Annotated in this window: 24 protein-coding genes and 1 pseudogene; 15 read left to right on the top strand and 10 right to left on the bottom strand. The window is 55.7% G+C overall.

The window, feature by feature from the left end:
* Positions 1–45 precede the first annotated feature (45 nt).
* From SynPROSU1_RS06485 to SynPROSU1_RS06505, 5 genes are all read left to right on the top strand, one after another.
* Positions 46–483 (top strand): LptA/OstA family protein, encoded by a 438-nt coding sequence (locus SynPROSU1_RS06485; RefSeq protein WP_186572057.1) that lies wholly within the window; start codon positions 46–48, stop codon positions 481–483.
* Positions 480–1,208 (top strand): LPS export ABC transporter ATP-binding protein, encoded by a 729-nt coding sequence (gene lptB / locus SynPROSU1_RS06490; protein WP_186572058.1) that lies wholly within the window; start codon positions 480–482, stop codon positions 1,206–1,208. Before SynPROSU1_RS06485 ends, lptB begins: the two co-directional genes overlap by 4 nt.
* Positions 1,208–2,368, top strand: coding sequence for an LptF/LptG family permease (locus SynPROSU1_RS06495; RefSeq protein WP_255444893.1), 1,161 nt, complete (start codon positions 1,208–1,210; stop codon positions 2,366–2,368). The genes lptB and SynPROSU1_RS06495 overlap by 1 nt, the downstream gene beginning before the upstream one ends.
* A gap of 107 nt (positions 2,369–2,475) precedes the next feature.
* Positions 2,476–3,321, top strand: coding sequence for a c-type cytochrome biogenesis protein CcsB (ccsB, locus tag SynPROSU1_RS06500; protein WP_255444894.1), 846 nt, complete (start codon positions 2,476–2,478; stop codon positions 3,319–3,321).
* A gap of 225 nt (positions 3,322–3,546) precedes the next feature.
* Positions 3,547–4,014 (top strand): hypothetical protein, encoded by a 468-nt coding sequence (locus SynPROSU1_RS06505; RefSeq protein WP_222929907.1) that lies wholly within the window; start codon positions 3,547–3,549, stop codon positions 4,012–4,014.
* A gap of 656 nt (positions 4,015–4,670) precedes the next feature.
* Here SynPROSU1_RS06505 and SynPROSU1_RS06510 read toward each other — a convergent pair.
* The 4 genes and pseudogenes from SynPROSU1_RS06510 to rpe all read right to left on the bottom strand — a co-directional run bounded on the left by SynPROSU1_RS06510 (position 4,671) and on the right by rpe (position 9,048).
* Positions 4,671–5,525, bottom strand: coding sequence for a tetratricopeptide repeat protein (locus SynPROSU1_RS06510; RefSeq protein ID WP_255444857.1), 855 nt, complete (start codon positions 5,523–5,525; stop codon positions 4,671–4,673).
* An 80-nt stretch (positions 5,526–5,605) separates the two neighbouring features.
* Positions 5,606–5,843: pseudogene (locus SynPROSU1_RS06515) on the bottom strand (AbrB family transcriptional regulator); the annotation flags it as partial.
* A gap of 1,148 nt (positions 5,844–6,991) precedes the next feature.
* On the bottom strand, positions 6,992–7,180 hold the full coding sequence (locus tag SynPROSU1_RS06520) for a hypothetical protein (RefSeq protein WP_186572061.1): 189 nt from the start codon (positions 7,178–7,180) through the stop codon (positions 6,992–6,994).
* A gap of 1,184 nt (positions 7,181–8,364) precedes the next feature.
* Positions 8,365–9,048, bottom strand: a complete 684-nt coding sequence (rpe, locus tag SynPROSU1_RS06525) for a ribulose-phosphate 3-epimerase (protein WP_115023263.1) — start codon at positions 9,046–9,048, stop codon at positions 8,365–8,367.
* Between the two features lie 150 nt (positions 9,049–9,198).
* On the opposite strand from rpe, the gene glpX reads away from it, so the two are divergent.
* From glpX to SynPROSU1_RS06560, 7 genes are all read left to right on the top strand, one after another.
* A complete protein-coding gene (gene glpX, locus SynPROSU1_RS06530) occupies positions 9,199–10,203 on the top strand; it encodes a class II fructose-bisphosphatase (protein WP_186572062.1) in 1,005 nt (334 codons plus the stop codon).
* 31 nt (positions 10,204–10,234) lie between these two features.
* Positions 10,235–11,533: a glutamyl-tRNA reductase gene (locus tag SynPROSU1_RS06535; protein ID WP_186572063.1), complete on the top strand. Its 1,299-nt coding sequence runs from the start codon at positions 10,235–10,237 to the stop codon at positions 11,531–11,533.
* A gap of 121 nt (positions 11,534–11,654) precedes the next feature.
* Positions 11,655–12,950 carry a glucose-1-phosphate adenylyltransferase gene (locus tag SynPROSU1_RS06540; RefSeq protein WP_186572064.1) on the top strand — a complete coding sequence of 432 codons (1,296 nt, stop codon included), beginning with the start codon at positions 11,655–11,657 and terminating at the stop codon, positions 12,948–12,950.
* A 138-nt stretch (positions 12,951–13,088) separates the two neighbouring features.
* Entirely contained in the window at positions 13,089–14,507 is a 1,419-nt protein-coding gene (gndA, locus tag SynPROSU1_RS06545; RefSeq protein WP_186572065.1) for an NADP-dependent phosphogluconate dehydrogenase, read from the top strand.
* Between the two features lie 10 nt (positions 14,508–14,517).
* Entirely contained in the window at positions 14,518–15,231 is a 714-nt protein-coding gene (pgl, locus tag SynPROSU1_RS06550) for a 6-phosphogluconolactonase (protein ID WP_186572066.1), read from the top strand.
* The gene (locus tag SynPROSU1_RS06555) at positions 15,212–15,772 is read left to right on the top strand and encodes a CIA30 family protein (protein ID WP_186572067.1); all 561 of its coding nucleotides are present in this window, start codon (positions 15,212–15,214) and stop codon (positions 15,770–15,772) included. The genes pgl and SynPROSU1_RS06555 overlap by 20 nt, the downstream gene beginning before the upstream one ends.
* A gap of 4 nt (positions 15,773–15,776) precedes the next feature.
* Positions 15,777–16,145 (top strand): hypothetical protein, encoded by a 369-nt coding sequence (locus SynPROSU1_RS06560; protein WP_186572068.1) that lies wholly within the window; start codon positions 15,777–15,779, stop codon positions 16,143–16,145.
* A gap of 1 nt (position 16,146) precedes the next feature.
* Here the strand turns inward: SynPROSU1_RS06560 and ilvD are convergent, their stop codons facing one another.
* Genes ilvD through SynPROSU1_RS06575 form a run of 3 tightly spaced genes read right to left on the bottom strand, consistent with a single transcriptional unit; the run spans position 16,147 to position 18,785 of the window.
* Positions 16,147–17,820, bottom strand: coding sequence for a dihydroxy-acid dehydratase (ilvD, locus tag SynPROSU1_RS06565; RefSeq protein WP_186572069.1), 1,674 nt, complete (start codon positions 17,818–17,820; stop codon positions 16,147–16,149).
* Positions 17,821–17,864: 44 nt separating this feature from the next.
* A complete protein-coding gene (locus tag SynPROSU1_RS06570; RefSeq protein WP_186572070.1) occupies positions 17,865–18,143 on the bottom strand; it encodes a hypothetical protein in 279 nt (92 codons plus the stop codon).
* 36 nt (positions 18,144–18,179) lie between these two features.
* The gene (locus SynPROSU1_RS06575; RefSeq protein ID WP_186572071.1) at positions 18,180–18,785 is read right to left on the bottom strand and encodes a uracil phosphoribosyltransferase; all 606 of its coding nucleotides are present in this window, start codon (positions 18,783–18,785) and stop codon (positions 18,180–18,182) included.
* Positions 18,786–18,858: 73 nt separating this feature from the next.
* On the opposite strand from SynPROSU1_RS06575, the gene SynPROSU1_RS06580 reads away from it, so the two are divergent.
* Positions 18,859–19,350 carry a pentapeptide repeat-containing protein gene (locus tag SynPROSU1_RS06580; protein ID WP_370586279.1) on the top strand — a complete coding sequence of 164 codons (492 nt, stop codon included), beginning with the start codon at positions 18,859–18,861 and terminating at the stop codon, positions 19,348–19,350.
* Positions 19,351–19,355: 5 nt separating this feature from the next.
* A complete protein-coding gene (gene cobW, locus SynPROSU1_RS06585) occupies positions 19,356–20,453 on the top strand; it encodes a cobalamin biosynthesis protein CobW (protein WP_186572073.1) in 1,098 nt (365 codons plus the stop codon).
* Here the strand turns inward: cobW and SynPROSU1_RS06590 are convergent.
* On the bottom strand, positions 20,390–21,256 hold the full coding sequence (locus tag SynPROSU1_RS06590; RefSeq protein WP_186572074.1) for a DMT family transporter: 867 nt from the start codon (positions 21,254–21,256) through the stop codon (positions 20,390–20,392). The two genes, cobW and SynPROSU1_RS06590, sit on opposite strands and share 64 nt — an antisense overlap.
* A gap of 283 nt (positions 21,257–21,539) precedes the next feature.
* On the opposite strand from SynPROSU1_RS06590, the gene SynPROSU1_RS06595 reads away from it, so the two are divergent.
* Positions 21,540–22,439, top strand: a complete 900-nt coding sequence (locus SynPROSU1_RS06595; RefSeq protein WP_370586273.1) for a DUF389 domain-containing protein — start codon at positions 21,540–21,542, stop codon at positions 22,437–22,439.
* 165 nt (positions 22,440–22,604) lie between these two features.
* On the opposite strand, the gene SynPROSU1_RS06600 is transcribed toward SynPROSU1_RS06595, so the two are convergent.
* Positions 22,605–23,558 carry an SDR family NAD(P)-dependent oxidoreductase gene (locus tag SynPROSU1_RS06600; protein WP_186572075.1) on the bottom strand — a complete coding sequence of 318 codons (954 nt, stop codon included), beginning with the start codon at positions 23,556–23,558 and terminating at the stop codon, positions 22,605–22,607.
* Positions 23,545–24,351 carry an SdiA-regulated domain-containing protein gene (locus SynPROSU1_RS06605; RefSeq protein ID WP_186572076.1) on the bottom strand — a complete coding sequence of 269 codons (807 nt, stop codon included), beginning with the start codon at positions 24,349–24,351 and terminating at the stop codon, positions 23,545–23,547. The genes SynPROSU1_RS06600 and SynPROSU1_RS06605 overlap by 14 nt, the downstream gene beginning before the upstream one ends.
* Positions 24,352–24,967 lie beyond the last annotated feature (616 nt).

Consider the following 24,967-nt stretch of genomic DNA (forward strand, 5'->3'; position numbering starts at 1 on the left):
GGTAATCTCAACGAACTGTGGATTGATTGCGTGGCAGCCAAGGCGATGCTCCGTTCAGGGGGCCTTCTTCTGTTTCTGCCTCTTCTGGCCGCATTTTGCTCACTGTTCCCTGCACAGGCCCAGCAAGCTGCCGAAGCAGGTGTGATCACGATCGAATCTGATCTTCAATCCGCCGATAACAACACGGGTGTGATCACCGCCAGCGGCAATGTTCGCTTGGTGCATGCCGATCGCGGCCTGGTGGCCACGAGTCGTCAGGCCCAGTACTTCACGGAAGAAGATCGGATTGTGCTGAGTGGTGATGTGGATGTGATCCAGGCCGACGGCAACCTGCTCCGTGCTGATCGCTTTACCTATCTGCTGGAGGATGGACGGGCCATCGCCCGTCCCCTCCCCGGCCAGCAGGTGTTCAGTCAATGGTCGCTTCAACCCAGCCAGCCAGTGCTGGATGAAGCTCCAGAGACAACCCCGGTGGTCCCATGACCCTGGAACTATCGAATGTTTCCATCACGCTGGGTGGGCGTCAGCTGGTGAAGGGCTTGGATCTGGAGCTCTCCCCAGGCGAGGTCGTGGGGCTGCTCGGACCGAATGGAGCCGGTAAAACCACCACCTTCAATCTGGTGATCGGTCTACTTTCGCCTGATCAGGGCGACGTCATCGTTAACGGACAGCGGGTCACCGACCTTCCCATGCCGGAGAGGGCCCGTCTTGGTGTGGGGTATCTCCCGCAGGAGGCCAGTGTTTTTCGCCATCTCACGGTGCGTGAAAATCTGGACATCGCCCTTGAACAAACCGATCTCAGTGCGGAACAACGCCGGGATCGGCGCCAGCAGCTGATTGAAGACTTTCACCTCACCGCGTTCATGAACCGCCGTGGCTTCCAACTCTCCGGGGGTGAACGTCGCCGTTGTGAGGTGGCCCGGGCGCTTGCTTCTGGTGCGAATGGTCCGACATATCTGCTTTTGGATGAACCCTTTGCCGGCGTCGATCCCCTGGCGGTGGCGGATCTTCAGTTGTTGATTGAGGGCCTTCGTTCACGGGGAATGGGCATCCTGATTACCGATCACAACGTGCGCGAAACGTTGGCCACCACAGATCGCGCTTACATCCTCAACGATGGTGCGGTGTTGGCTGCCGGATGCTCCGATGAGGTCGCGGCTGATCCCCAGGTACGTCGTTACTACCTCGGGGAGGGATTCCAGCTGTGATTTTGGATCGTCTGAAACGGGCCACCTGGATGCGGCTGGATCTCCTGGATCGCTGGTTGCTGAAGGAGCTTCTGGGTCCGCTGCTGTTCTTTATTGCCCTGTTCACATTGCTGCTGCTTACGGGCGGCGTCATGTTTGAGCTGGTGCGGCAGATGGTCGACAAGAACCTGCCGATCACGATCGCCGTTCAGGTTCTGTTGTTCAGCATTCCGCGTTGGCTGGCCTTCTCTGTTCCGATCGGAACCCTGATGGCGTCGCTGTTTGTGTTCACCCGCCTTTCAGCGAACAGTGAACTCACCGCCCTGCGCAGCCTTGGCATCACCACGGTGCGAATGATCAGTGCGGCCCTCGCCCTCTCGATGGTGATGACGCTGTTCACGTTCGTTCTCAACGACGTGGTGGTGCCTCGTACGCAACGCTATGCAGAGGTCACCCTGAAGCGGGCTCTGGGTCGATCCCTCGCCAGTGAGACAGGACGCGACATTATTTATCCCCGATTCGGGACCCGCTTCGATTCTGAAGGTGAAGAGGATGGGAAGGGCCTGAATCAACTCTTCTATTCGAGGAAGTTCCAGGACGGTGAAATGGTGGATGTGACTGTCCTGGATTTCACCCGATCAGGTTTCACCCAGATGTTGCGGGCCGATCGGGCTATCTGGAATGAAGCTCAAGCCAGCTGGGACTTTTTGGACGGCCAAATTCTCACCTTGGCCGCCAATGGCAGCTCAACGAAGGCCGATTTCGATCGTTACGTTTATCCCCTTGGCTCAGGTCCGGTGCGCCTAGCGGGGATTGAGAAGGATGCCGTCAACATGACCGTTGGCGAGGCTTTGCAGGCTCAGCAGCTCTATGAGGAAGCCGGCAGCATCAAGGAAGCCCGCAAGATCCGTGTGCGGATCCAGGAGAAATTCACGGTTCCGATGGCCTGCCTGGTGTTTGGTCTGTTTGGAGCCACCCTCGGCGCGCAGCCCAGTTACCGAAGCAGCAGAAGCTTCTCGTTTGTGCTGACCCTTGGGATCATCGCTGTCTACTACGTGATCGGCTTCAGCTTCAGTTCGCTGGGGGTCAAGGGCACACTGCCTCCTGTGATGGCGGCATGGCTGCCTGTGGTGTTGTTTTTGGGGGCGGGTGGTCTGTTGCTGAAACAGGCCAGTCGCTGATCTTCCAAGGCAGAATCGCCATGTCTTTGTGAAATGCTGGGTTGAACACGCCTTTTGAGCTGGTCACCAGCCTCGGTTTTGCTGGCTTTGTGTTGCTGCTAGTGGCCATGCCTCTGGCCTTCTGGGCAGTGTCGAGCCAGTCCCGTGGAGGATTGGTGCGCCTGTTGGTTGCCGTCGCCAACCTGCTGTTCACCGCACAGTTGGTCCTGCGCTGGTGGCAATCCGGGCACTTCCCGATCAGCAATCTCTACGAATCGCTCTGCTTCTTGGCCTGGGCCTGCACGCTTACCCAGCTGTTGGTGGAGCGGGCCTGGCCTTCACCGATCGTGGCGGCAGCGGCTACACCGATGGGGCTCGGTTGTATCGCCTTCGCCAGCTTTGCTTTGCCAGACCAGTTGCAGTCTGCGGCTCCCTTGGTGCCTGCTCTGCGTTCCAGCTGGCTGGTGATGCACGTGAGCGTGATCATGGTCAGTTATGCGGCCTTGCTTGTGGGATCTCTTCTCTCACTGGCGGTGTTGGTTACGGATCGCGGCCAGGCTCTGGAGCTGCGCAGCAGTTCCATCGGCAGTGGTGGATTTCGGCAGGCTGCCTCTGTAACGAATGGTGGTTCTGTTGCCCTGCAATCGGTGCAGCTGAGCACCACGGAACAAATCGACAGCCTGAGCTATCGCACGATCACGGTTGGTTTTCTGATGCTCACCGTCGGCATCGTGAGTGGTGCGGTTTGGGCCAATGAAGCCTGGGGAAGTTACTGGAGTTGGGATCCCAAGGAAACCTGGGCTTTGATCTGCTGGTTGGTTTACGCGGCCTATCTGCACACCCGCCTGAGTCGCGGCTGGCAGGGACGTCGCCCTGCGCTTGTTGCCGTTGTTGGGCTTGTGGTGATCGCTGTTTGTTACATCGGCGTCAACCTGCTGGGCATCGGCTTGCACAGTTATGGGTGGTTCTTCTAGTCGCTTGGTATGACTGGATTAACCGGTTTCTATATCCCTTGACTTCGACCTAGCGGTGGCAACACCGTATGCCCATGCTCCATTTAGACCATGGGGTACTTCATGGGCAATTGTGGTTGCTGCGAGAAGTGACGCTTTCATAGAACTCTCACCAGACTCTCTCCTATTAGTGATGTACAGCGGACGAGAGGCAATGAGGATTGGCATATCCACAAATCAATGGGCATGTCTTTTGTTCAGTCCATGCGATTCACCAAGAAATGGATCGCGAAGAACAATCTTGACATCCTTAACGAGGATCACACTCGGAGGCGAATCCAGTACTTGGTTCAAGACCCCATCGACGGTCAAACGACGCTTGTCACTTCCAATCTCGACCGTCAAGCCAAGATTAACAAGGTTGAGTATTTCGCAATTGGAAGGGATTCCGTGCTGGTCAATGTCAACGCTAGGAATACCCAGGTCAGTAACTTGACAAGTGGTGAGAACACTTCTGATACCCTCTACATCCAGGTAGATACCAGCAACGCAAAGCGGTTCCTCAGAGCAACCTGGGGTGACGTTGCAACAACAGTCATTGCACCTGGGAACATCCAACAGGTTGCAAACCAACTAGACGACTTACCTGGAGTGGCACCAGGTCAGTTATCGACTTACATCAGTATAAATGGGGACTTTCATGCCTTTGCTTAGGCGCTGACCACAGGGGGCGTCTTTCTTCATGCCTGCCGATAAGTCCGATTGGGGGTCCCCTCCCGCTTCCACACCTATGCCTAATATCTGAGGAGACCAAAGGAACCGTTTCTATACCTGCTTCTATAGACCTCAAATCGCAGTAATAGTAAGGGCTCCTGGTTATGGATGGTTCTTTGGTGGGTGGTTATACAAAAGTTTTTCGTGTTTGATTTGTTTGGTTGTACTGCTAACGGAAGTTAGATAAAAGGGATCATCGTTACTGGAGGGTTCCCGGTTAGGGAGCCCTATTTTAATGTCTGGATCTGCCGGACATAAGAAGACCCCCCTGGAGGTCTTCCAGAGGGGTTTGTCTTTATGGGGAGTCGATCACTCCTGTTGTTCCCATGTGCGTGGAGAATGACCTAATCGTTTTCTAGATCTGCCAACTCTAAATGCCAAGTATGTGTGAAATATAATCGTGGTCACAAGATTACCGACATACCACCAAAAAGACATGTCCTCGCATATGTCTTAGCTCTCCTTGCACGACCAACCTATCCACATCCCTCCGAACAAGACAATGTAAAGACTGAACAGCTGATAAGCGACAAGAACTGAGAGCTTGAGGAAGGTTTTGAATCTCATGGATCATTGGTGCCTGATGTGAACTTCATTTAACACTGATTCGTCACCCATTCAGCAGCTTTTTTAAATCCTAAATCTGCTGATTTTCTCCAATCCTGACATGCACCCTCAAGATCATTTGCTAATTCCTTTGAAGCGCCGCGATTGCGGTAGGCCTCAGAATCCTGCGGATTAATATCTATCACCTTGCTCCAATCATCAATAGACCCGTGAAGATCTTCTAAGTTAACCTTTGCATAGCCACGAAGATTGTAGGCAATAGAATCCTTCGGGTCAATCTCTATTGCGTTGTTTAAATCAGAAATTGCTCCTTCATAATCTTCTAATCCCTTCAGTTTCAGCTCACCACGATTTCTGTAGGCACGAGCTTGTTTAGGATCAATCTCTATTATCTTCGTGTAATCAGAAATTGCTCCTTGATAATCTGCTAGGTGATACTTTGCAGTCGCACGATTGTAATAGGCATTAGTAGACTTAGGGTTTATTTCTAGTGCCTTCGTGTAATCATGAATAGAACCTTGGTAATCCTTTAATGCGCCCTTGGTAACGCCACGATTGTCGTAGGCAAGGGCTTGTTTGGGATCAATCTCTATTGCCTTCGTGTAATCAGCAATTGCTCCTTGATAATCTTCTAAATCATACTTAGTAATGCCACGATTATAGTAGGAATCAGCATCCTGAGGGTTGATCTCTATTGCCTTCGTGTAATCCTCGATTGCTCCTTGGTAATTGTCAGCCTTGTATTTCTCTACTCCTTGATTGAAATACTGAATTCCCAATGGGTTCGTACAACCAGTAATCAACGGAGACCCAAATGCAAGCACAGACAATGCTGCAGCAATGGCAGTAGTCCGGCGAGACATTGGTTTGGTGTTCTGCTTCAACCAGTGTAAGAAGGATCCTGAGTGAGGCATCAAAAAGGCTCCCCCTTAAGGAGTGCCTGCGGTTGAGTTGAGGTCGAGACTCACTCCTCTTCTTCAGCACCCCCGACAGGAACCAAACGGATCTGCTTCTTGCCCAACTTGATCGTATTCGTCACCGGGGTTGAGTTCCAGCATGGCGGTGTATGCCTTGCCGATCAGAAGGTTGCCGTTTCCTTGGACAACTGCTTTGTAGGACAGCTTGCGATCACCTTTGCCGATCCATGAGGAACCGCATGTAGAGAAGGTTAGACCTTTGGCTTCAAGAAGCTTGGAGGTAAAAGTTTAGACAAATTAGGACATATTTTCCACTATGTCGATGCGCTCATCTCAAGAACCTTTGCTTTTGCGTGAACAAACCAACCGATGAGTCGAAGCACCGGTTGCATTTGTAGCGAGGAGATACATAATTGAAATTGTACGGTCGCAGAGAACCGTGCGCTGGAGGGCAAGGGTGGTGCCTTGCCCCTTTTTTTGGTCATATCTTGGTGTGCCTTGTGCTCTCTGCATTAATCAAGAGCAAACACGATCAATAAATCCTTGGTGCGCTAGCTCTCTTTGGCGAAATCTGATGTGTTCTCTCAATTTCGCCATGGCATCCGACGTTATGGAGAGTTGCCTAGGAGTCACTCAAGAGCTGAGGCCACACGCGAGCCCGAAGCTGTTGAACGAAGATGCTGGCATTGAATGTGAATCCCTTCACTGTGCTCGGCTCGGATCCACATGCGCGAAATGAATATCGGCTGTTTAGAGAGTGTCGCCCTGTCCGTTGGGTGGATTCTTCCCTCCGATCTCGACATCCATGGCGACGCAAGAACAGAGCTCAGCACTGCGATGTATATCACTGTTTGCTTTGACTCCTCTGTCCTCATAATATTGCTTGATCCTGCAGGGTCTTCCAGGAATAAGGCCGAGCATTGTTCGTGGCATCAATCGGATAGATGGAGCTAAAGATTGAAATAGAACAATATTTTTCCAATCACTTGTTCAACATTGCTCAAGTTTCACGTTCATTCAATGCATGTGATGCGTCCGACTTTTTCCTGGCAATCCATCATTTCCCTTCTCAGCAGATCACATCTCTGGAACGGGTGATCAAACTCTGACGACGCCTCCCCCAACTTATGAATCTCACCCCGCTTGCTTCAGCCTGGTTGGCCCTCAAGGCCAGCCCCGCTAACCCACTCAGGCAGATTTGATCGTAGGAAGTGAACTTGTCGAGTTCCGACCGTCTGACAAAAAGGAAGGCCACCCCTGCCAGAGGGATGGCCTAAACCTTGTTGGCGTTCTTTGAAGCTGAACGAAGCGTCTGGCTGTTGGCTTGTCAGGCCAGTCAGGCAGCTTCTAGTGCCTGCTGAGTTGGACCGTCGTCACACATTGGACGCCTCCGACTTCGACCCTTTCACCATCCCTCAGGTGGGTTCATTTCATCATCCGTATTTCGACTCAAGCGTGCCGACCAGGGAGCCACGTCGGATGGCCGTCTTCTTGATGACACATCCAGCGACGCCGCAAATCACTTGATACTCCGTCTCTTGCCCTTGCGGCAGGTCTGTATTGCCTGGTAATCCCAGGCTTTTGCCGATCCTGCGTGCAGCTTTGAGCCACTGGTAGGTCATCTGTGCGACAGGCGAAGGACGGACAGGGAGTGACCTTGTGATCTGCCCGCTTCCACTCTGAGCCTTCTTCAAGTTCTAAACATCAGCTCATCGGCCCATTGCCATCGGGCGCCCTGAACAGATTGGATTTGCATTTGTGCTTGAGAAGCGCCGACGGCCCTTGCGTTCTCTGGGGTCCATCACCTCGATGCTGAAGGATCCTGCTCGTTCGCTTGTGGGAGGGACTGGAATTTTGATTCGAAACGGTGTTATCAACGGAAAGGCAGTGGTGGGCCACTGCCTTTCTTCTCTTTCATCGATTGAATCTGTTGGCTAGGGGTGACACGGCTACTTCGTTAATGGTCTGTTGACTCTGAAGTCGATGGCTGAAGGGTTAGCCGTATTGCTGATCATCTCGAGCTTGGTAGGCAGCATCGAGCTGGGTTCATTGACTCAAATGTTGAATAACGGCGCCAAGGTTCATTCCACCCTTGGAATACCCAGCAATGGCTAACGCGATCACACCAGCATTGAGGGTGAGAAATGCTGCAACCAGCTTGACTTCATGATTCATGCGGCAATTATCGCCACTGCGTTTGCAGCAGCGTGGCCATGAATTCTTTGAAGATCATGAAACTGCTCCATGGTTGCACGGATGCGTGGTGCTCTGTTGACCTTCTCTCTCTGAATGATGGTGAAAATTGTGTGGCCTAATGGCTCCGCTTCAGATTAACGATTGTGCGTTCTATCAGTCCATCCGTTTGATTGTTCTCGTGATTCGAGGCCTAAAGCGTTCGCATCATGCTCTTTGCCGCGATTGCTGTGGTTCCACTGTTGCGTTATTCGCCAGTGATCCCTATTGATTGTGATGCTTTCGAGTGCGCTTGATTGACGTTGAATTCGATGCCAGCCTGTTGCCATGGCTCAATAGTGCTTTTCACATCAAAATACCCAGCAGGCCAATTCTGTTGATTTGCCCAAGTGTGATTCCGAGTTGCACCACGGCTGCAATGGAACTCTGATCAGGATGACGATTTCTTGGAAAGGCTTTGCTCCCTTTAGAAATTTCCTTGTGTCATGAAGTGGTGGCCAGTTGTCTCTAGTTCCAGTGTCTTCATCGTTGGTTCTTGTCGTGATCAAAAGAACCTACAAAAAAGCCCGGCTTCAATGCCGGGCTTCGTTCATTCGTGCAAACTGATTGAAAATCAGGCAAGTACAGCTTCTTTGCTGCTGCTGTTCCTGATGCCTTTGATGGCTTCAGCGTAATCAGGTTGGTTGAACACCCCTGAGCCGGAAACAATTGCGTTGGCCCCTGCCTCGATCACTTTCCAGGCATTGGCACCCTTGATGCCACCATCCACTTCGATCCAGGGATCAAGACCTTTTTCGTCGCACATGCGGCGCAGGTCGCGAATTTTTTGTACCTGGCTTTCGATGAAGCTTTGGCCGCCGAAACCGGGGTTGACACTCATGATCAACACCAGATCGCAAAGCTCAAGGCAGTACTCGAGGGTGTCGAGGGAAGTCGAGGGATTGAGCACCGCGCCTGCTTTTTTGCCCAGGTCTTTGATCTGAGCGAGGTTGCGATGCAGGTGTGGGCAAGCCTCAACCTGCACCGAAATGATGTCTGCACCGGCCTTGGCGAAGTCGGGGACGTACTTCTCCGGTTCAACAATCATCAGGTGAACGTCCAGGGGTTTCTGGGTCACCGGACGCAGCGCTTCAACAATCAGGGGCCCAATGGTGATGTTGGGAACAAAGCGCCCGTCCATCACATCCACATGGATCCAATCCGCCCCTGCTTCGTCCACGGCTTTCACCTCTTCGCCGAGGCGTGCGAAGTCAGCCGAAAGGATCGACGGCGAGATCACCAGGGGCTTGGTGCTCATGGAAGTGGAGCGCGAAATGCCGAGTGATTTTAGGGACTCCTGCAACCACTGATACAGTGAGCCGCGCTCAGACGTCGAGATCCACTGCGGCGGCGGCAAACTGCCCGTCCAGGAGATCTCGCCAACCCGTCCCACCCCATCCGGAGTCCCGTGGATCAGACCCTCATTCAGGAAATTCTCGAGATCGTCGAGCAAGCCGCCATCGCTTCCGCCACGCTCTCCGGCAAAGGTCTGAAGGATGAAGCGGATGCATTGGCTGTTGATGCCATGCGCAAGCGCATGAATCAAATTCAAATGCAAGGTCGCATCGTCATCGGTGAGGGCGAACGCGACGAGGCTCCCATGCTCTACATCGGAGAAGAGGTCGGTACTGGCAATGGTCCTGGCGTGGATTTTGCTGTTGACCCTTGCGAAGGCACCAACCTTTGCGCCTTCAACCAGCGCGGCTCGATGGCTGTTCTTGCCGCTTCCGATCGCGGTGGTCTGTTCAACGCCCCCGACTTCTACATGAAGAAGCTGGCTGCTCCTCCGGCTGCCAAGGGCAAGGTGGACATCCGCAAATCGGCCACTGAAAACATCAAGATCCTCAGCGAGTGCCTGGGTCTCCCCGTCGACGAGCTGAACATCGTGGTAATGGATCGGGCCCGTCATAAGGATCTGATCGCTGAGATCCGTGCCACCGGTGCGCGCATCCAACCCATCTCTGATGGTGATGTTCAAGCCGCCATCGCCTGCGGTTTCGCTGGCACCGGAACTCACTGCCTGATGGGCATTGGTGCTGCCCCTGAAGGTGTCATCTCCGCCGCTGCCATGCGCGCTCTTGGTGGTCACTTCCAGGGTCAACTGGTGTACGACCCGGCTGTGGCTCAGACCTCCGAATGGGCTGACATGACCAAAGAGGGCAACCTGGCGCGTCTCTCTGAGATGGGCATCAGCGATCCCGACAAGGTCTACGAAGCAGAGGAGCTGGCCTGTGGCGAGCATGTTTGTTTCGCTGGAAGCGGCATCACTGATGGTCTGCTCTTCAATGGCGTTAAGTTCGAAAAGGACTGCACCCGCACTAGCAGCCTGGTGATTAGCAACTTGGACAACACCTGCCGCTTCACCAACACCGTGCACATCAAAGACGGCGCCCAGAGCATCGCTCTGAGCTGATCGTCACTAACTGGTTGAGAGGAACGTCTTCATGCATATCTCCGTCGTCGGCCTCAGTCATCGCACGGCACCGGTGGAGATCCGGGAACGGCTCAGCATTCCTGAGCAGACCATGGAGACGTCCCTTCAATCCCTCCGCGGCAATGAGCAGGTGCTCGAGGCATCGATCCTCAGCACCTGCAATCGCCTTGAGATTTACACCCTGGTTCGGAACCCCGACCTCGGCGTATCTGCTGTCAGCGACTTTCTCAGCAGCCATTCCGGCCTTGAGACCGGTGAACTGACCCCTCACCTGTTCAGCTTTCACCACGAAGACGCTGTCGACCACCTGATGCGGGTGGCAGCAGGCCTCGACAGCCTCGTGTTGGGAGAAGGTCAGATCCTCTCCCAGGTCAAAAAAATGATGCGGCTCGGGCAGGAGCACAAATCCCTTGGCCCGATTCTGAATCGCCTGCTAACCCAGGCTGTCACCACTGGCAAACGGGTCCGCAGTGAGACCAACCTTGGAACGGGAGCCGTTTCCATCAGTTCAGCGGCCGTTGAGCTTGCCCAGCTCAAGCTGGGTCAATCCCGCGGTCTGGATCAACTGGTCACCCTGGAAAGTGAGCAGATCGCTGTGGTTGGTGCAGGGCGCATGAGCCGTCTGCTGCTGCAGCACTTGCAGGCCAAAGGTGCTTCAGGGGTGGTGCTGCTGAATCGCACCGTCGAGCGTGCCGAACAGCTTTCAGCAGATTTTCCTGATCTTCCTGTTCAGTGCAGGCCCCTCTCCGATCTGGATCAGTACCTGAGCACTTGTTCCCTGGTGTTTACCAGTACCGCTGCGGATGACCCGATCATTGATGCGTCCCGGCTGGCTCCACTGAACCGTCGCAGCAAGCTTCGCCTGATTGATATTGGGGTGCCACGCAACATCGCTGCCGATGCGGCCGATGTTGATGGGGTTGAATCCCACGATGTGGATGATCTTCAGGAGGTCGTCGCCCGCAATCAGGAAGCTCGCCAAGCCATCGCGCGAGAGGCTGAGCAGTTGCTTCAGCAGGAAGCGCAGCAGTTCCTGGAATGGTGGGACAGCCTCGAGGCAGTGCCGACGATCAACCATCTGCGTTCGTCGATGGAATCGATCCGCTCGGAGGAACTGCAGAAGGCCCTTAGCAGGATGGGGCCTGATTTTTCAGCCCGAGAGCGCAAGGTGGTTGAGGCCTTGAGCAAGGGGATCATCAACAAGATCCTCCACACGCCAGTCACTCAGCTGCGGGCTCCGCAGACACGGCAGGATCGTCAGCAGGCGCTTCGGATCGTGGAACGACTGTTCGATTTGGGGGCCTCTTGAGCTGCTGAGCCGTTCAGTCGCGAACTGAATCCCAGTAATCTCTACTGATTCTTCTCGAAGACGGTTCTGAAGCCAAAAACTCCGGTAAGTTCTTGCGGCAACGCCGATTTGGGATAACGGCATGAAGCGGGTTTTGGCCATCATTCTGGGCGGAGGTGCTGGTACGCGCCTGTATCCGCTCACCAAAATGCGCGCTAAGCCGGCTGTCCCTTTGGCTGGCAAATACCGTCTGATTGATATCCCGATCAGCAACTGCATCAATTCCGACATCAACAAGATGTACGTGATGACGCAGTTCAATAGTGCGTCTCTCAATCGTCATCTGAGCCAGACCTACAACCTCAGTAATACCTTTGGTGGAGGTTTCGTTGAGGTGCTCGCGGCCCAGCAGACACCGGACAGCCCCTCTTGGTTTGGGGGCACCGCCGATGCTGTACGCAAATACCAATGGCTCTTTCAGGAGTGGGATGTTGATGAATATCTGATCCTCTCCGGTGACCAGCTCTACCGGATGGATTACAGCCGCTTCATTGAGCATCACCGCCGCACAGGCGCGGACCTCACTGTTGCCGCTCTTCCTGTTGATGCCAAGCAGGCGGAAGCCTTTGGCCTGATGCGCACGGATGAAAACGGCACCATCAAGGAGTTCCGTGAGAAGCCAAAAGGGGATTCACTCGTCGAGATGGCTGTTGACACCTCACGCTTCGGTCTGAGTGCTGACTCCGCGAAGGAGAGGCCCTATCTGGCATCGATGGGCATTTACGTCTTCAGCCGTCAAACCCTGTTTGACTTGCTCGATAAGCATCCCGGCCACAAGGATTTCGGCAAGGAAGTCATTCCTGAGGCTCTCGCGAGGGGCGACAATCTTCAGAGTTATGTGTTTGACGATTACTGGGAAGATATCGGCACCATCGGTGCCTTCTATGAAGCGAATCTGGCGCTAACGCAACAACCGAAGCCTCCCTTCAGCTTTTACGACGAGAAGTTCCCCATCTACACCCGTCCCCGTTATTTGCCCCCCAGCAAACTTGTGGACGCTCAAATCACAAATTCGATCGTCGGAGAGGGCTCCATTTTGAAGTCCTGCAGCATCCACCACTGTGTTCTTGGTGTGCGCAGTCGCATCGAAAGTGATGTCGTCCTTCAGGACACGCTGGTGATGGGCTCTGATTTCTTTGAATCGAGTGAAGAGCGTGCTGTGCTTCAAGAGCGCGGAGGTATCCCCCTTGGTGTGGGTAAGGGCACCACTGTGAAACGCGCCATCCTCGACAAGAACACCCGCATCGGTTCCGGTGTTTCCATCATTAATAAGGACAACGTCGAAGAAGCTGATCGTTCGGATCGGGGCTTCTACATCCGCAACGGCATTGTGGTTGTTCAGAAAAACGCCACCATTCCCGATGGCACAGTGATCTGATCGTTGATTTGAACCCTTGTCAGGAAGGCCATCTGCCCCGAAATCTGATGGCCCATTCCTGACATAACTTGGGTGATTTGCGGTCGAAGCGGTCCGGCCTCAACACACTGAGCACAGTTGTCAGTGGTCCTCCAGACCATGTCCAAGTCTCACTTCGGCCTCATCGGTCTCGGCGTGATGGGGGAAAACCTCGTCCTCAATGCGGAGCGCAATGGCTTCTCCAGCGTTGTCTACAACCGCACCTATGCGAAGACTGAAGACTTCCTCAATGGTCGCGGCAGGGAGAAGAACATCCAGGGCGCCACGGATCTTGAAGACTTCGTCGGCAAACTTGAACGCCCCCGCCGGATTTTGATGATGGTGAAGGCGGGCCCTGCAGTTGATGCTGTGGTGGATCAGCTTTCTCCCTATCTGGAAGAAGGAGATCTGCTGATTGATGGTGGTAACTCTGATTATCACGACACCGAACGCCGGGTGAAGCAGCTCGAAAGTAAGAGTTTTGGCTTCATCGGCATGGGTGTCTCCGGTGGTGCAAAAGGCGCCTTGGAGGGGCCAAGCATGATGCCCGGGGGGACGAAAGCCTCCTATGAGGCCATCGAGAGCCTCGTGAACAAGATGGCGGCACAGGTCGAGGATGGCCCCTGTGTCACCTATATCGGCCCCGGTGGATCAGGTCATCTGGTCAAGACGGTCCACAACGGCATCGAGTACGGCATCGAGCAGATCCTTGCCGAGGGCTACGACCTGATGAAGCGGGTCAAGGGAATGACCGGTGTGCAGATGGCTGATGTTCTCGGTCAATGGAATGCCACTGAGGAGTTGTCGTCCTACCTGGTGGAGATCACGGAGGTGTGTCTGCGCACCAAGGATCCTGAAGATGGAACCGATCTGGTCGAGAAAATCACGGATCAGGCTGGCCAGAAGGGGACGGGCCTCTGGACTGTGGTGACTGCACTGCAGATGGGTGCCTCGGTTCCCACCATCTATGCATCGCTCAATGCGCGTGTGATGAGCTCCATGAGGCCCCAACGGATGGCGGCTGAATCCATCCTCAAGGGCCCAGCAATCAAGGACTTTGATCTGGGGACGCCTGACGATGCCATGTCTCCGTTGATGGATGCCACGGTGCTGAGCTGCATCGCCAGTTATGCCCAGGGCATGGAACTGCTCCGCATTGCGTCCCAGGATCTCGACTATGAGCTCCATATGCCTTCCATCGCTCAGATCTGGAAAGGCGGCTGCATCATTCGCGCGCGCCTGCTCAAGCGGATTCAGGATGCCTTTGACGCTGATCCCCAACTGCCCAACCTGATGGTGGATCCTTGGTTCGCCGAGCAGATCAACCGCCGTCTCCCCGGCCTGGCCAAGGTGGTTGCCGGTGCTGCCGAAGCTGGCATTCCGGTTCCCTGCTTCAGCAGCACCCTCGACTACATCAACAGCTACCGCTCAGGTCGCCTTCCCCAGAACCTGGTTCAGGCGATGCGCGACTGTTTCGGGTCCCACACCTATCAACGGGTCGACAAGGAGGGAACGTTCCACACCGAATGGCTCAGCTGAGCGGTCAGCTATGACGAACTACCGCGTCGAGCGGGCGAGGGATCCTCAGGACCTTGCCCGCCGGGCTGCCGAAACAATCGCTGCCCAGATCGATCTTGCTCTGGATCAACGGGATCGCTGCCAGATTGCACTCTCTGGTGGCAGTACCCCTGCCAGTGCCTATTCACTGCTTGGTCAGGAGAGGCTGCCCTGGGATCGGGTGGATGTGGTGCTCGGTGACGAGCGTTGGGTTGCTGCCGAAGATGAATCCAGTAATGCGGGCATGCTTCGGCGCACCCTGCTTGCCCCTGGGCCTGGATCTTCTGCTGCCTTTCACCCGGTGCCCACGGTGGAACTTGAGAGCCCGGAGGCCAGTGCGCTTGCCTTTGCTGAACAGGTTTCCCAGCTTTGCTCGGGGGTTCCTCCCGTGTTCGATGTGATGTTGCTTGGGCTTGGCGACGATGGTCACACCGCATCCCTTTTTCCCGGTACGGAAGCTCCAGCGGTGGTGGATCGCTGGACAACCATTGGTCGAGGAAAGGGGTTGGATCGCATCACCTTGACGGCTCCTGTGCTCAGTGCCGCCCGACAAGTGATTTTTCTGGTGAGTGGGGCCGGCAAGCAGGAAGCCCTGCGGCGACTGCTGGATCCTTCAGAGTCCGCCGATCGCACTCCCGCACGGCTGGTTCAGCCTGCTAGTGATGTGCTGGTCCTTGCTGATCAGGATGCAGCCGCCGGCCTCTGAACAGATTCTTTTCCAGGGCAGCGATTTCGCTGACTGGGCCAGCTTGAATGACACCATCATGGGCGGCCGATCCCGCGCCGGATGTCATGTCTCCCCGGAGGGACTTTTGCTCGAGGGGGATTTGGTGGAAACCGGTGGCGGTTTTGTCAGCTGTCGATCGCCCCGCCTGCAGCCCCCGCTCGACCTGTCTCCTTTCTCCGCTTTGCAGCTGGATGTTGAGGGAGAGGGCCGAACCCTGAAGATTGCCATCGGTTGCCGGGATGGGGCGATGGGGCTTACCGAGTTGATTCCTGGTGGTCTGCGCTGGGTCGTTGATGCTGCAACTGATCCAAATGGGGTGACCCGCTTGGTCGTGCCCTTCACCGATCTCAGGCCCACGGTGCGTGCCAAGCCAGTTGGTTTGCCGCTGCGCTTCGATCCCAGTGGCATCACGCGCATTCAGGTACTGCATTCCAAGTTCGGCGGTGCGGGCGATCTCAATCCAGGCTTCCGCCCCGGCTCCATACGAATGCTGATTCGATCCATCCGCGCCTTGCCCTAAACCGATGGACCTTCTGGTGTTGATCGCCAAGGCGGCCGATGTTTGTCTCAAGCCCTGGAGCCATGCGGTGGTCTTGATTGACCCCTCCGCTCCTGAGCAACTCGATGACCTTCATGTGCGGATTGAAAGCCGGGATGGCGATGGCCAGCGCCATCCCGATCACGATCTTGAGCTGGAGATTTATCGGAGTGGTGATGAAATCAATCTGATGCTCAGCTGGTGGGATCAACCCGAACGCCCAATGCTCTGGCACGGGCGACATCCGGTCTGGATGGATGGCGCCTCGGGCCAACGTTGCTCGGCGCCGCAGGATGCCACTCCTTTGGAGGCGCTGGGTCGACGCTTAAGGGCTTTGGTGCAACCTGCCGTTTGACTCAGTCGTCGTGATCGGTTGTGGCGCCTCGACTCGAGCTGGAGACGAGCCGTGCGTATTTGCCGAGAATTCCGTTCCGATAGCGCGGTTGCGGTTTGGTCCAACCCGCACGACGACGCTCCAGTTCGGCCTCATCCACGTTCAGTTGAAGCAGCAGTTGGTCGGCATCGACGGTGATGCTGTCGCCTTCCTGAACCAGACCGATGGTTCCTCCGACGGCGGCCTCCGGAGCAACGTGGCCCACAACGAGGCCGTAGGTGCCACCGCTGAAGCGCCCATCGGTGATCAGAGCGACCTTGTCCCCAAGGCCTTGTCCCACGATCGCTGAGGTGGGAGCCAGCATTTCCCGCATGCCAGGTCCACCGACGGGCCCCTCGTAGCGGACGACGACCACGTCACCGGCCTTGATCTGCTTGTCGAGGATGGCAGCCAGGCAGTCTTCCTCGCTTTCGAACACCCGTGCTGGTCCAGTGAGCACAGGCGTTTTCACACCGCTGATCTTGGCCACGCTGCCTTCTGTCGCCAGGTTGCCCTTGAGGATCGCCAGGTGTCCCTTGGCGTACATGGGGTTGCTCAGCGGCCGGATCACGTCCTGGCCTGAGGAGGGCTGTGAAGGAACGTCCGCCAAAAGCTCCTTCAAGCTTTTTCCTTCCACCGTGCGGCAGTCCCCATGCAGCAGTCCGGCATCGAGCAACAGCTTCATCACCTGGGGGATACCGCCGGCATTGTGCAGATCGACGGTCACGTAGCGACCGCTTGGCTTGAGGTCGCAGATCACCGGCACGCGCTGACGGATTCGTTCGAAGTCGTCAATGCTCAGGTCAACGCCTGCCGTGCGGGCAATGGCCAGCAGGTGGAGCACGGCATTGGTGGAGCCACCCACAGCCATGATCACGCTGATGGCGTTTTCAAAGGCCTCTTTGGTGAGCAGATCGAGGGGGCGGATGTTTGCTTTTACCGCGTCCACCAGCACTTCAGCGGAGCGAGCGGCACTGTCGGCTTTTTCCTCGTCCTCCGCTGCCATCGTTGAGCTGTAGGGGAGGCTGAGTCCCATCGTTTCGATGGCGGCGCTCATGGTGTTGGCGGTGAACATGCCGCCGCAACTGCCAGCACCTGGGCAGGCATTTTTTTCAACTGCGGTGAGCTGCGCTTCATCGATCTTGCCGCTGGTCAGCTGGCCGACGGCTTCAAAAGCGCTCACGACGGTGAGATCACAACCGCCAAGCTTGCCCGGCTTGATCGTGCCGCCGTAGACGAACACCGAAGGAATGTTCATCCGTGCCATGGCCAGCATCGCGCCTGGCATGTTTTTGTCGCAGCCACCAACAGCCAGCACGCCATCCATGCTCTGCCCGTTGCAGGCCGTTTCGATGGCGTCGGCAATCACCTCCCGACTCACCAGGGAGTACTTCATCCCTTCGGTGCCCATGGAAATGCCATCACTCACGGTGATGGTTCCAAACATCTGAGGCATGCCTCCGGCCTTCCGGGCTGCTTCTTCAGCCCGTTTGGACAGGTCATTCAGCCCCACATTGCAGGGGGTGATGGTGCTGTAGCCGTTGGCAATGCCCAGGATCGGCTTGCCAAAATCACTGTCTCCAAATCCAACGGCCCGAAGCATGGCCCGGTTGGGAGACCGCTGAATCCCCTTGGTGACGGCGTCGGAGCGAAGCATGGAACGGAGCGGACCAGTGGCGATCAAGCCAACCTACCGAGCGCTCATCCTTCGCTACCGAGACCCTCGAGTTGGGCGCGAACGCGGGCGATTTCAGCGTTCAGTTTTTCAACCCGTTCCTCGAGGTGACCGTTGGGTGAGCTGTTGAGAACCTCTGAGCCGTCCTGCATCCTCGGCGCATGCAACATCGATTTCTGAACGCCGTAGTGCCTGCGCCTGTCGGCTTCATTCAAGAGCCACCAGGCCAGACCAGCTGCACCGAGCACTGCTCCGGTGACCAGCGTTACCAGAGTGCCGGAGCCCGTGTCGTGCTGGTGGGCCATGGGTGCGATCAACCTTCCCGAAGGTTAGTCACGCTCTCAATGTCTGAGGTTGAGCCTTCGCACAGGGTCACCGATGCCCGGACGAATCTCGCCTTGTTCCCCAAGACCTTCGTCGATGCAAGCGGTGTGCAGCGTGAGGTCGGGAATCGTTTCTCCCAGCAGCTTCAGCCCCGGACTGGCACACAACGCGGTGATCAAACGCAGCCGCCGGCCCTCAACACCCTTGTCTTGCAACCCCTGCAGGAGCTTGAGCGTGGCCTGGCCATCGCGGATCTGATCAACAAAGAGAATCACCCCCGCGTTGGCCTCAATCTCCTGCGGGCATGTCCCCAAACAAAGAGATGCATCTGGAAGCACCGATCGTCCTCCTTGCCACAGCTCAAGGCCGCCCGGAAGAACCGGGATCGCGATCAGCGGCACAGAAGCCTCAACGATGGTTCCCTCGGTGTCTCCCTCCATTCCGGGCACCGTGTCGCGACGATGGGGCAACCAGTCCCGCAGGGCTTCGTAGGTGAGCCAACGGCCCAGTTCCTGCAGTGCAGTGGCATAGAGGGCCGGTGGGGTTTCCCGGTGCCGCAGCATCGTCAGCCAATGACCGATCAGGGGATGGGGTGGAACCACCACCCGCAGGCTCATGGCCATATCGACTCGCTCCGTTGGTGATTGCCATAACGTGATTGCTCAAATTACCGGTTTCATGGGCGCCTTTCGACGTATGGCCTCGCTGCTGGCGGTGATCCTTCTGGGATTGATCACTGTTGTCTGGCCTGAATCAGCGCAGGCGATCACGGCTCCGGAACTCCGTGGACAGTTTGCAGTTCAGGAGATCAGCTCCGACATGCACGGCCTCGATCTCAAGGAGAAAGAGTTCCTCAAGGCCGATCTTCGTGACGTGAATCTCAGTGGTACAGATCTGCGGGGAGCTGTGATCAACACCTCTCAACTTCAGGGCGCCGACCTGCGCGATGCCGATCTCTCCGATGTCGTCGGCTTTGCCAGTCACTTCGAGGGCGCCGATCTGCGTGGTGCCAACTTCACCAACGCGATGATGATGCAAAGCCGTTTTACCGACGCGCAGATCGATGGTGCTGATTTCACCAACGCCGTGATTGATCTGCCTCAGCAGCGGGCCCTTTGCGCCAGGGCTGATGGCTCCAATCCGATCAGTGGTGTCTCCACTCGTGAGAGCCTGGGCTGTCGCCCTTAATCGTCATGCCAAAGCGTCTACCGGTGACCGTGATCACTGGGTTTCTTGGGGCCGGTAAGACCACAGTGCTGCGCCATTTGCTCACCCGTGGTGGTCAGCGTCTGGCGGTCATGGTCAATGAATTCGGCAGTGTGGGGCTTGATGGTGATTTGATCCGCAGTTGCGGCTTCTGTCCTGACGAAGATCTGGACGGCCGTCTGGTGGAGCTGAACAACGGCTGCCTCTGTTGCACGGTTCAGGATGACTTCCTGCCGACGATGGAGAAGCTGCTGGAGCGGGCGGATCAGCTGGATGGAATCGTTGTTGAAACCAGCGGTCTGGCCTTGCCACGGCCCCTGCTTCAGGCCTTGGATTGGCCCGCCATCCGCAGCCAAGTCCATGTGAATGGTGTGGTGACGCTGGTGGATGGCGAGGCCCTGGCTCAGGGCAGTCCTGTGGCTGACCCTGATGCTCTGGAGCGGCAGCGTGCAGAGGACCCCAGCTTGGATCACCTCACAGCCATCGACGAATTATTTGAGGATCAACTCCATGCCGCCGATCTGGTTTTGATCAGTCGGGCCGATCGTCTTGAAGCATCGGCGATGGCTGATGTACGGGAGCGAATTAAAGACAAAGTGCGCGCAGGAACCGCACTGCTTCCTGTCTCTCAGGGGCAGGTGGAGACATCCGTTGTACTGGGACTGGACCACCAGGCCCAGCACGATCACGATCACGATCACCACCACGACCACGATCATCACGACCACAGCCATGTCGCGATGGTCGGCAGCAATGTGCGTGTCGAAGGCTCTCTGGATCGCCAGGCCCTTGAGCAGCTTTTGCCCAAGCTTGTGAGGGATCAGCAGGTCGTTCGACTGAAAGGGCGTGTCTGGTTACAGGACAAAACGCTCCCTCTCCAGGTCCAAATGGTTGGCCCTCGCTTGAACAGTTGGTTTGAAGTCGCCCCCAGCCATGCCTGGAGGCCTGAGGCCGGCTGCGGTGCGGATTTGGTCGTGCTGGCGTTGAACAACTCCGCGGCTTCGGCTGTGGAAAGCAGTCTTCAGAGGCTTGTGCAAGCCACACCGGCCAAGGCCAGCACTGCAGCTGCCACGCCAGAGAGCTGAATCGGGTCACCCTCCATTCGGCCCACAAAAAGTGCCATCACCGGCGCCGTCGCCATCAGTGTGACCCCCTCTCCAACGGGCATGGTCTGCAACACGACTTGCTGCAACAGGATGCCTGCGTTGGTGCCAATCACGGTGGCCACCACGAGCCTGAATTGCTCGCGTCGTGTGATGGCCACCCTGCCCCGGATCCCTCTCAAGAGAGGGAGAAGTCCAATCCATCCCCCCAGCAAACGGATGGCTGCCGTCTGCAGTGGGGTCAGGTCAGTGGTGACCAGCACATGACGGGCAAGAAAGGCTCCGCTCAGGCCACAGACCACCGCCGTCAGGGCGAACACGAGGCCAGTGCTCAGTTCGCTGCCCTTGCCTCCCTGCTTCGAGCAGCCTGTTTCGTTGGCCTGCAGTGCGATCAGGACCACCGCGCCCGACACCAGGATCGCCCCGAGCCAGGTCCTCGAGCTCAAGCTGTCCCCCATCACAACGACCCCAGCGATGCTTGCCAGCACTGGTCCGCTGGCTTCAACGGTGAGGGTGCGTCGGGTGCCCAGTCGCCGTAAGGCTCCGAGGTAAAAACTGTCTCCGGCTGCAATGCCGACCAAGCCGCTGATCAACAGCAGCACTACGGCCCATCCGCCGTTGTCCATCGGAAGTGTGAGCAGAACCGGCAGAAACAGCAGGCTCGCCAGGCCGTTTTTCATGGCATTGAGCCGGATCGCCGTCATCCGACCCGTCAATGAACGCCAGAGTGCACTGGCTCCCGTCCAGGCCATGGCCGCTCCGAGGGCCGCCAGAACTCCCGTCATCTCTTGTTGGTGATCGTCGTGAAGTCTGCTGCGCAGTTTCGAACTCTGTGCACAATTCAGAAACGTGAGTCCTGGAGACGCTCAAGGTGCTGGGGCAAGTGTTGGAGACCCTCTCGGGGTATTGGGCGCTCCATCTTGAAAATCGTGTCCCGCGAACTGAGCTCTATGAAGCTCGGATCAAATCGTCCAACCTTCGCTGGTTTTTTTCATCCTTCTGATCAGTTCAGCGGTGATTGACACCCTTGGGTTGATCTCCAACAGCACGGCCGTCGTGATTGGGGCCATGATCGTCGCCCCGCTGATGGACCCCATTCTCAGCTTGGCCTTTGGTTTGGCGGTCAGTGACGGGACATTGATCCGACGTTCTGCCGTCAGGATCAGCTTTGGGGTGATGGCTGTGATCGGAACCGCTTCGCTGATCAGTTGGGGGCTTGGCATCAGCCATGTGCAGTCGGAAATCACCGGACGCACTTCTCCGAACCTGATCGATCTCGGAATTGCCATAGCTGCTGCTGTTGCCGGGTCGTTTTCGATGACCCGCAAACAATTGTCGAACTCCATTGCTGGTGTGGCGATTGCTGTTGCCCTTGTTCCTCCTCTGTGCGTCAGCGGCATTGGCCTCACCCTCGGCTCGGAAATGGTGGCTGTTTTTGGTCGTGGAACGGTGGCAGGCCTGACCAATCAGATCGCGGAGGGCTCGTTTCTGCTCTTTGTGACAAACCTGATCGGCATCACGGTCACCAGCCTTGTGGTGTTTTTGCTGCAGCCGTATGGCTCATTTCGCACGTGTTGGCGCAATCTTCTGGCCTGGCTGGGTTTGCTTGGATTGCTGAGTCTGCCGTTGTCCTCTGCATTGCACGATTTCAGCGTGCGGCAGGAGATGGATGCTGAGTTTGGTCGCTTCAAAGCTGGTCAACTTAAACGCGTTGCGATAGCTCAGAACAACCCGAGATTTTGGTCAAAGGCTCGTTTGATGTATAGCAATGTGAGCGTTGTCGATAACAAGGCAAGACTCGATCTGGTGTTGAATGTGCCCGAAGACTTTTTAGACCAAGCGTTGATAGATTTTGTTTATCAAAGCATGCTCAAACGTGCAAAATCATTTGGATTGGATGATCTGTATGTGAACATTAGTGTAATTCTCAATCGTGTTTATAAATTTGATAGCCAGGGTATGAATTAGTTTTTATGGATGCAGATATTTTGTAGTTGCGAAAAAGTTTCTGTATGCAGAGGCATGATTCCCTGTTGTTTAGGCGTTGAACAGGCGTAGAGTTGATTGATGCAAGAATTTAATTTGAATGATAGCTGTATGTCTTGTATCTGGGTCGTTCTATGGAACTGAATGTCAGCTTGATGTCGAAAGTGATGCTTTGATCAGCTTGGATGACAACGTCCAGAGCGTTGTCGCCTTGTTGCCGTCGGATGCGTCTTGGGACGGTTCAGTTGGGCTGAATTGATGTCGACCAGGACCCAGCAACCCGTTGCTCCAGTAGGTGAATCCAGGCCGGTTGGGCGCTTCGTCGATGAGCTGAACCAAAAGACCTCCGGCCTGTTCAACACGTTCCGTCAACTTCAAAACATCTCTGGCAACAAACCCGAACAGAGCTTGCCCGAGTGGATTGGCTTGGCGACTACTCCTGAAAAAACCGTCTGATGTCCGAGGAATCACCAGCCCAGGACTCCATGCCACGACAGGTAGTCCTGGGCTTTGACGATGAATCTCCTTGGCCAACAGCAGATTGCAGAGCTTGCTGTCCTTGTAGGCCTTATCAGCATTGAAAGGGCTGATGCCGTCCACCATGGCTGCCCCTGCTCCCTGGTGAATGCCCTGCAACGTGCCAAGACCTGCAGGCTGGCCGACCCGTCCACCTCCAGTTGACGGGTTGTGCACCTCAGAGGCGGTGATGACGATGGCTTGGGCTTGATCTCTGAGTCCTTCAACGAGGAACTGGTGGGCCAGATGGTTCACCGCAAAGGTGAGTTCAATCCCCTGTCGACTCCAACGGGGTGAACGATGTCCGGCATATTGCAACCCTGCGTTCAGCACCAAAGCATCGAATGATGTTTGCTCTTGATGGAGCACTTCAATCGCCTTGGCCACGGACGCAAGGTCAGCCAGATCAGCAACGCAGGTCTGAACGGATTCAGATAATGCCGCTCGGGTTTGCTCGGACCGCTCCGCATTGCGGCAAAGAATGGTCAGCTCATCTCCACGAGCCAGCAGAATCTTTGCCGCCTCAAGACCGATCCCGCTGCTGGCACCGGTGATCAAGATCCTGCGCCGTTCAGCTGTCGTCATGGACTTTGTAGACGTAGAGATCGGCATCACGATCGCTCACCACGTACATCCTCTTTCGTTGTGGATCAAAGGCAACACCCTCCGCTTTGCGGATCAGCTTGTCCTTGTTTCCCGTATTGATGGTGAGATCAAGGCGCTGGAGAACAGCATCACGCGTCCAGTCGTATTGGAACAGGCACTGGCCTTTGTCGCTTGCAATCCAGAGGGTGTCGTTTCTGCTGTCGAAACTCAGTCCAGAAAAATCCAGCTTGTCGGCTTTCAGTTTTGGGTGGGTGAAGCCCTGGCTGGCTTGCAGCACCCTTGTTGAAAGGATGGTCGTCAGAGAGGGATCAAGTTCGATGAGCAGACCCGGACGTCGCTCTTTGACCACAAACACGTGGTCGTTGCTGGTGTTCACGGTGATTCCCTCCAATCCGTTGTTGTCAGGAGGGTCTGGGAAATGGTGCGCAATGGTGGCGTAGTTGCCCATGGCTGAGAGGGGCCGTCGAGAGTGTTCACGGCGTGTCTTGAGATCAACCAAGACGACTGAATTGGTTGCCTCCTGGACGACGAGCAGCTCGCTGTCCTCGCGGCGGATGGCAATGCCCTCCAGGTCGTCGAGACCGATGAAGAATGAGTCGGCCACCGATACTCTGCCCTTGAGATCCAGGCGAAAAATCGCCTTGGTGTCATCACTGACGGTGTAGAGCGCGGATCCATCACGATTCAACGTCAGCCCGGAGGGTTCATTCAGGCCGAGCCCTGGGTCACGAAGCCGATGGCGGCTCAGCAGTTCAAGGCGCGTCGAAGTCATCGTTCCATGCAACTCGCGTCTTCAATTCTCGCTCCAGATGGTCGCCAATTGATCCCGATGGGTGCGAAGCCTTCATCTGTTGCTTGCCAATGTTAACTATCTGAATAAATTTGATTTAAGTCATATTGAATCTGATCAATCCTTGCATTCAATTCCGTTACTCTGCTTTTCCACCCCATTTGCTCGAAGTAAGCACATCGGGCACACTCCCATCGCAAGCCGAATTCAAGTCTTTCGATAGGTGAATATTGAATCGCCATTGTTTACTCTTTCTTGGGTCCGCACCTTAGTAGTGAGATCAATGGCTTTGGACCCTTTGTGTTGGTTTGAATTTCGTATTACCCGTACAAGCCCTGCCCCATGGTGTGGGCACTTCCTGGCTCGGCCATGCTTTGCATGCCCTTGGGTGACTTCTCGTTCATCCTTTGATCTTGCATGACTTCTCAAGTGTTGACCTTTTTCAATCTTATTGGATCTTATGTATTCTCCAAATGCAGGGTGCTAAATGAAAGCAAGCACTTGCGCTTATCGGTTTGATATTCCTTTGTAGAGTAGATGATGCAGTTGCATCGCGTATGATGCCATTTGCTTTTAGCAATAGGAAAGAAACCATTGA

It is taken from the genome of Synechococcus sp. PROS-U-1, from assembly GCF_014279755.1.
In the GTDB taxonomy this organism is placed as follows: Bacteria; Cyanobacteriota; Cyanobacteriia; order PCC-6307; family Cyanobiaceae; genus Parasynechococcus.

Bases quoted from the DNA above. Each gene is read 5' to 3' on its own strand.
- SynPROSU1_RS06485 (WP_186572057.1), top strand. From the start codon at position 46: ATGCTCCGTTCAGGGGGCCTTCTTCTGTTTCTGCCTCTTCTGGCCGCA.
- lptB (WP_186572058.1), top strand. From the start codon at position 480: ATGACCCTGGAACTATCGAATGTTTCCATCACGCTGGGTGGGCGTCAG.
- ccsB (WP_255444894.1), top strand. From the start codon at position 2,476: ATGCCTCTGGCCTTCTGGGCAGTGTCGAGCCAGTCCCGTGGAGGATTG.
- SynPROSU1_RS06505 (WP_222929907.1), top strand. From the start codon at position 3,547: ATGTCTTTTGTTCAGTCCATGCGATTCACCAAGAAATGGATCGCGAAG.
- SynPROSU1_RS06520 (WP_186572061.1), bottom strand. From the start codon at position 7,180: ATGACCTACCAGTGGCTCAAAGCTGCACGCAGGATCGGCAAAAGCCTG.
- rpe (WP_115023263.1), bottom strand. From the start codon at position 9,048: ATGAGCACCAAGCCCCTGGTGATCTCGCCGTCGATCCTTTCGGCTGAC.
- SynPROSU1_RS06535 (WP_186572063.1), top strand. From the start codon at position 10,235: ATGCATATCTCCGTCGTCGGCCTCAGTCATCGCACGGCACCGGTGGAG.
- SynPROSU1_RS06540 (WP_186572064.1), top strand. From the start codon at position 11,655: ATGAAGCGGGTTTTGGCCATCATTCTGGGCGGAGGTGCTGGTACGCGC.
- gndA (WP_186572065.1), top strand. From the start codon at position 13,089: ATGTCCAAGTCTCACTTCGGCCTCATCGGTCTCGGCGTGATGGGGGAA.
- pgl (WP_186572066.1), top strand. From the start codon at position 14,518: ATGACGAACTACCGCGTCGAGCGGGCGAGGGATCCTCAGGACCTTGCC.
- SynPROSU1_RS06555 (WP_186572067.1), top strand. From the start codon at position 15,212: ATGCAGCCGCCGGCCTCTGAACAGATTCTTTTCCAGGGCAGCGATTTC.
- SynPROSU1_RS06560 (WP_186572068.1), top strand. From the start codon at position 15,777: ATGGACCTTCTGGTGTTGATCGCCAAGGCGGCCGATGTTTGTCTCAAG.
- ilvD (WP_186572069.1), bottom strand. From the start codon at position 17,820: ATGCTTCGCTCCGACGCCGTCACCAAGGGGATTCAGCGGTCTCCCAAC.
- SynPROSU1_RS06570 (WP_186572070.1), bottom strand. From the start codon at position 18,143: ATGGCCCACCAGCACGACACGGGCTCCGGCACTCTGGTAACGCTGGTC.
- SynPROSU1_RS06575 (WP_186572071.1), bottom strand. From the start codon at position 18,785: ATGGCCATGAGCCTGCGGGTGGTGGTTCCACCCCATCCCCTGATCGGT.
- SynPROSU1_RS06580 (WP_370586279.1), top strand. From the start codon at position 18,859: ATGGCCTCGCTGCTGGCGGTGATCCTTCTGGGATTGATCACTGTTGTC.
- cobW (WP_186572073.1), top strand. From the start codon at position 19,356: ATGCCAAAGCGTCTACCGGTGACCGTGATCACTGGGTTTCTTGGGGCC.
- SynPROSU1_RS06590 (WP_186572074.1), bottom strand. From the start codon at position 21,256: ATGACGGGAGTTCTGGCGGCCCTCGGAGCGGCCATGGCCTGGACGGGA.
- SynPROSU1_RS06595 (WP_370586273.1), top strand. From the start codon at position 21,540: ATGATCGTCGCCCCGCTGATGGACCCCATTCTCAGCTTGGCCTTTGGT.
- SynPROSU1_RS06600 (WP_186572075.1), bottom strand. From the start codon at position 23,558: ATGACGACAGCTGAACGGCGCAGGATCTTGATCACCGGTGCCAGCAGC.
- SynPROSU1_RS06605 (WP_186572076.1), bottom strand. From the start codon at position 24,351: ATGACTTCGACGCGCCTTGAACTGCTGAGCCGCCATCGGCTTCGTGAC.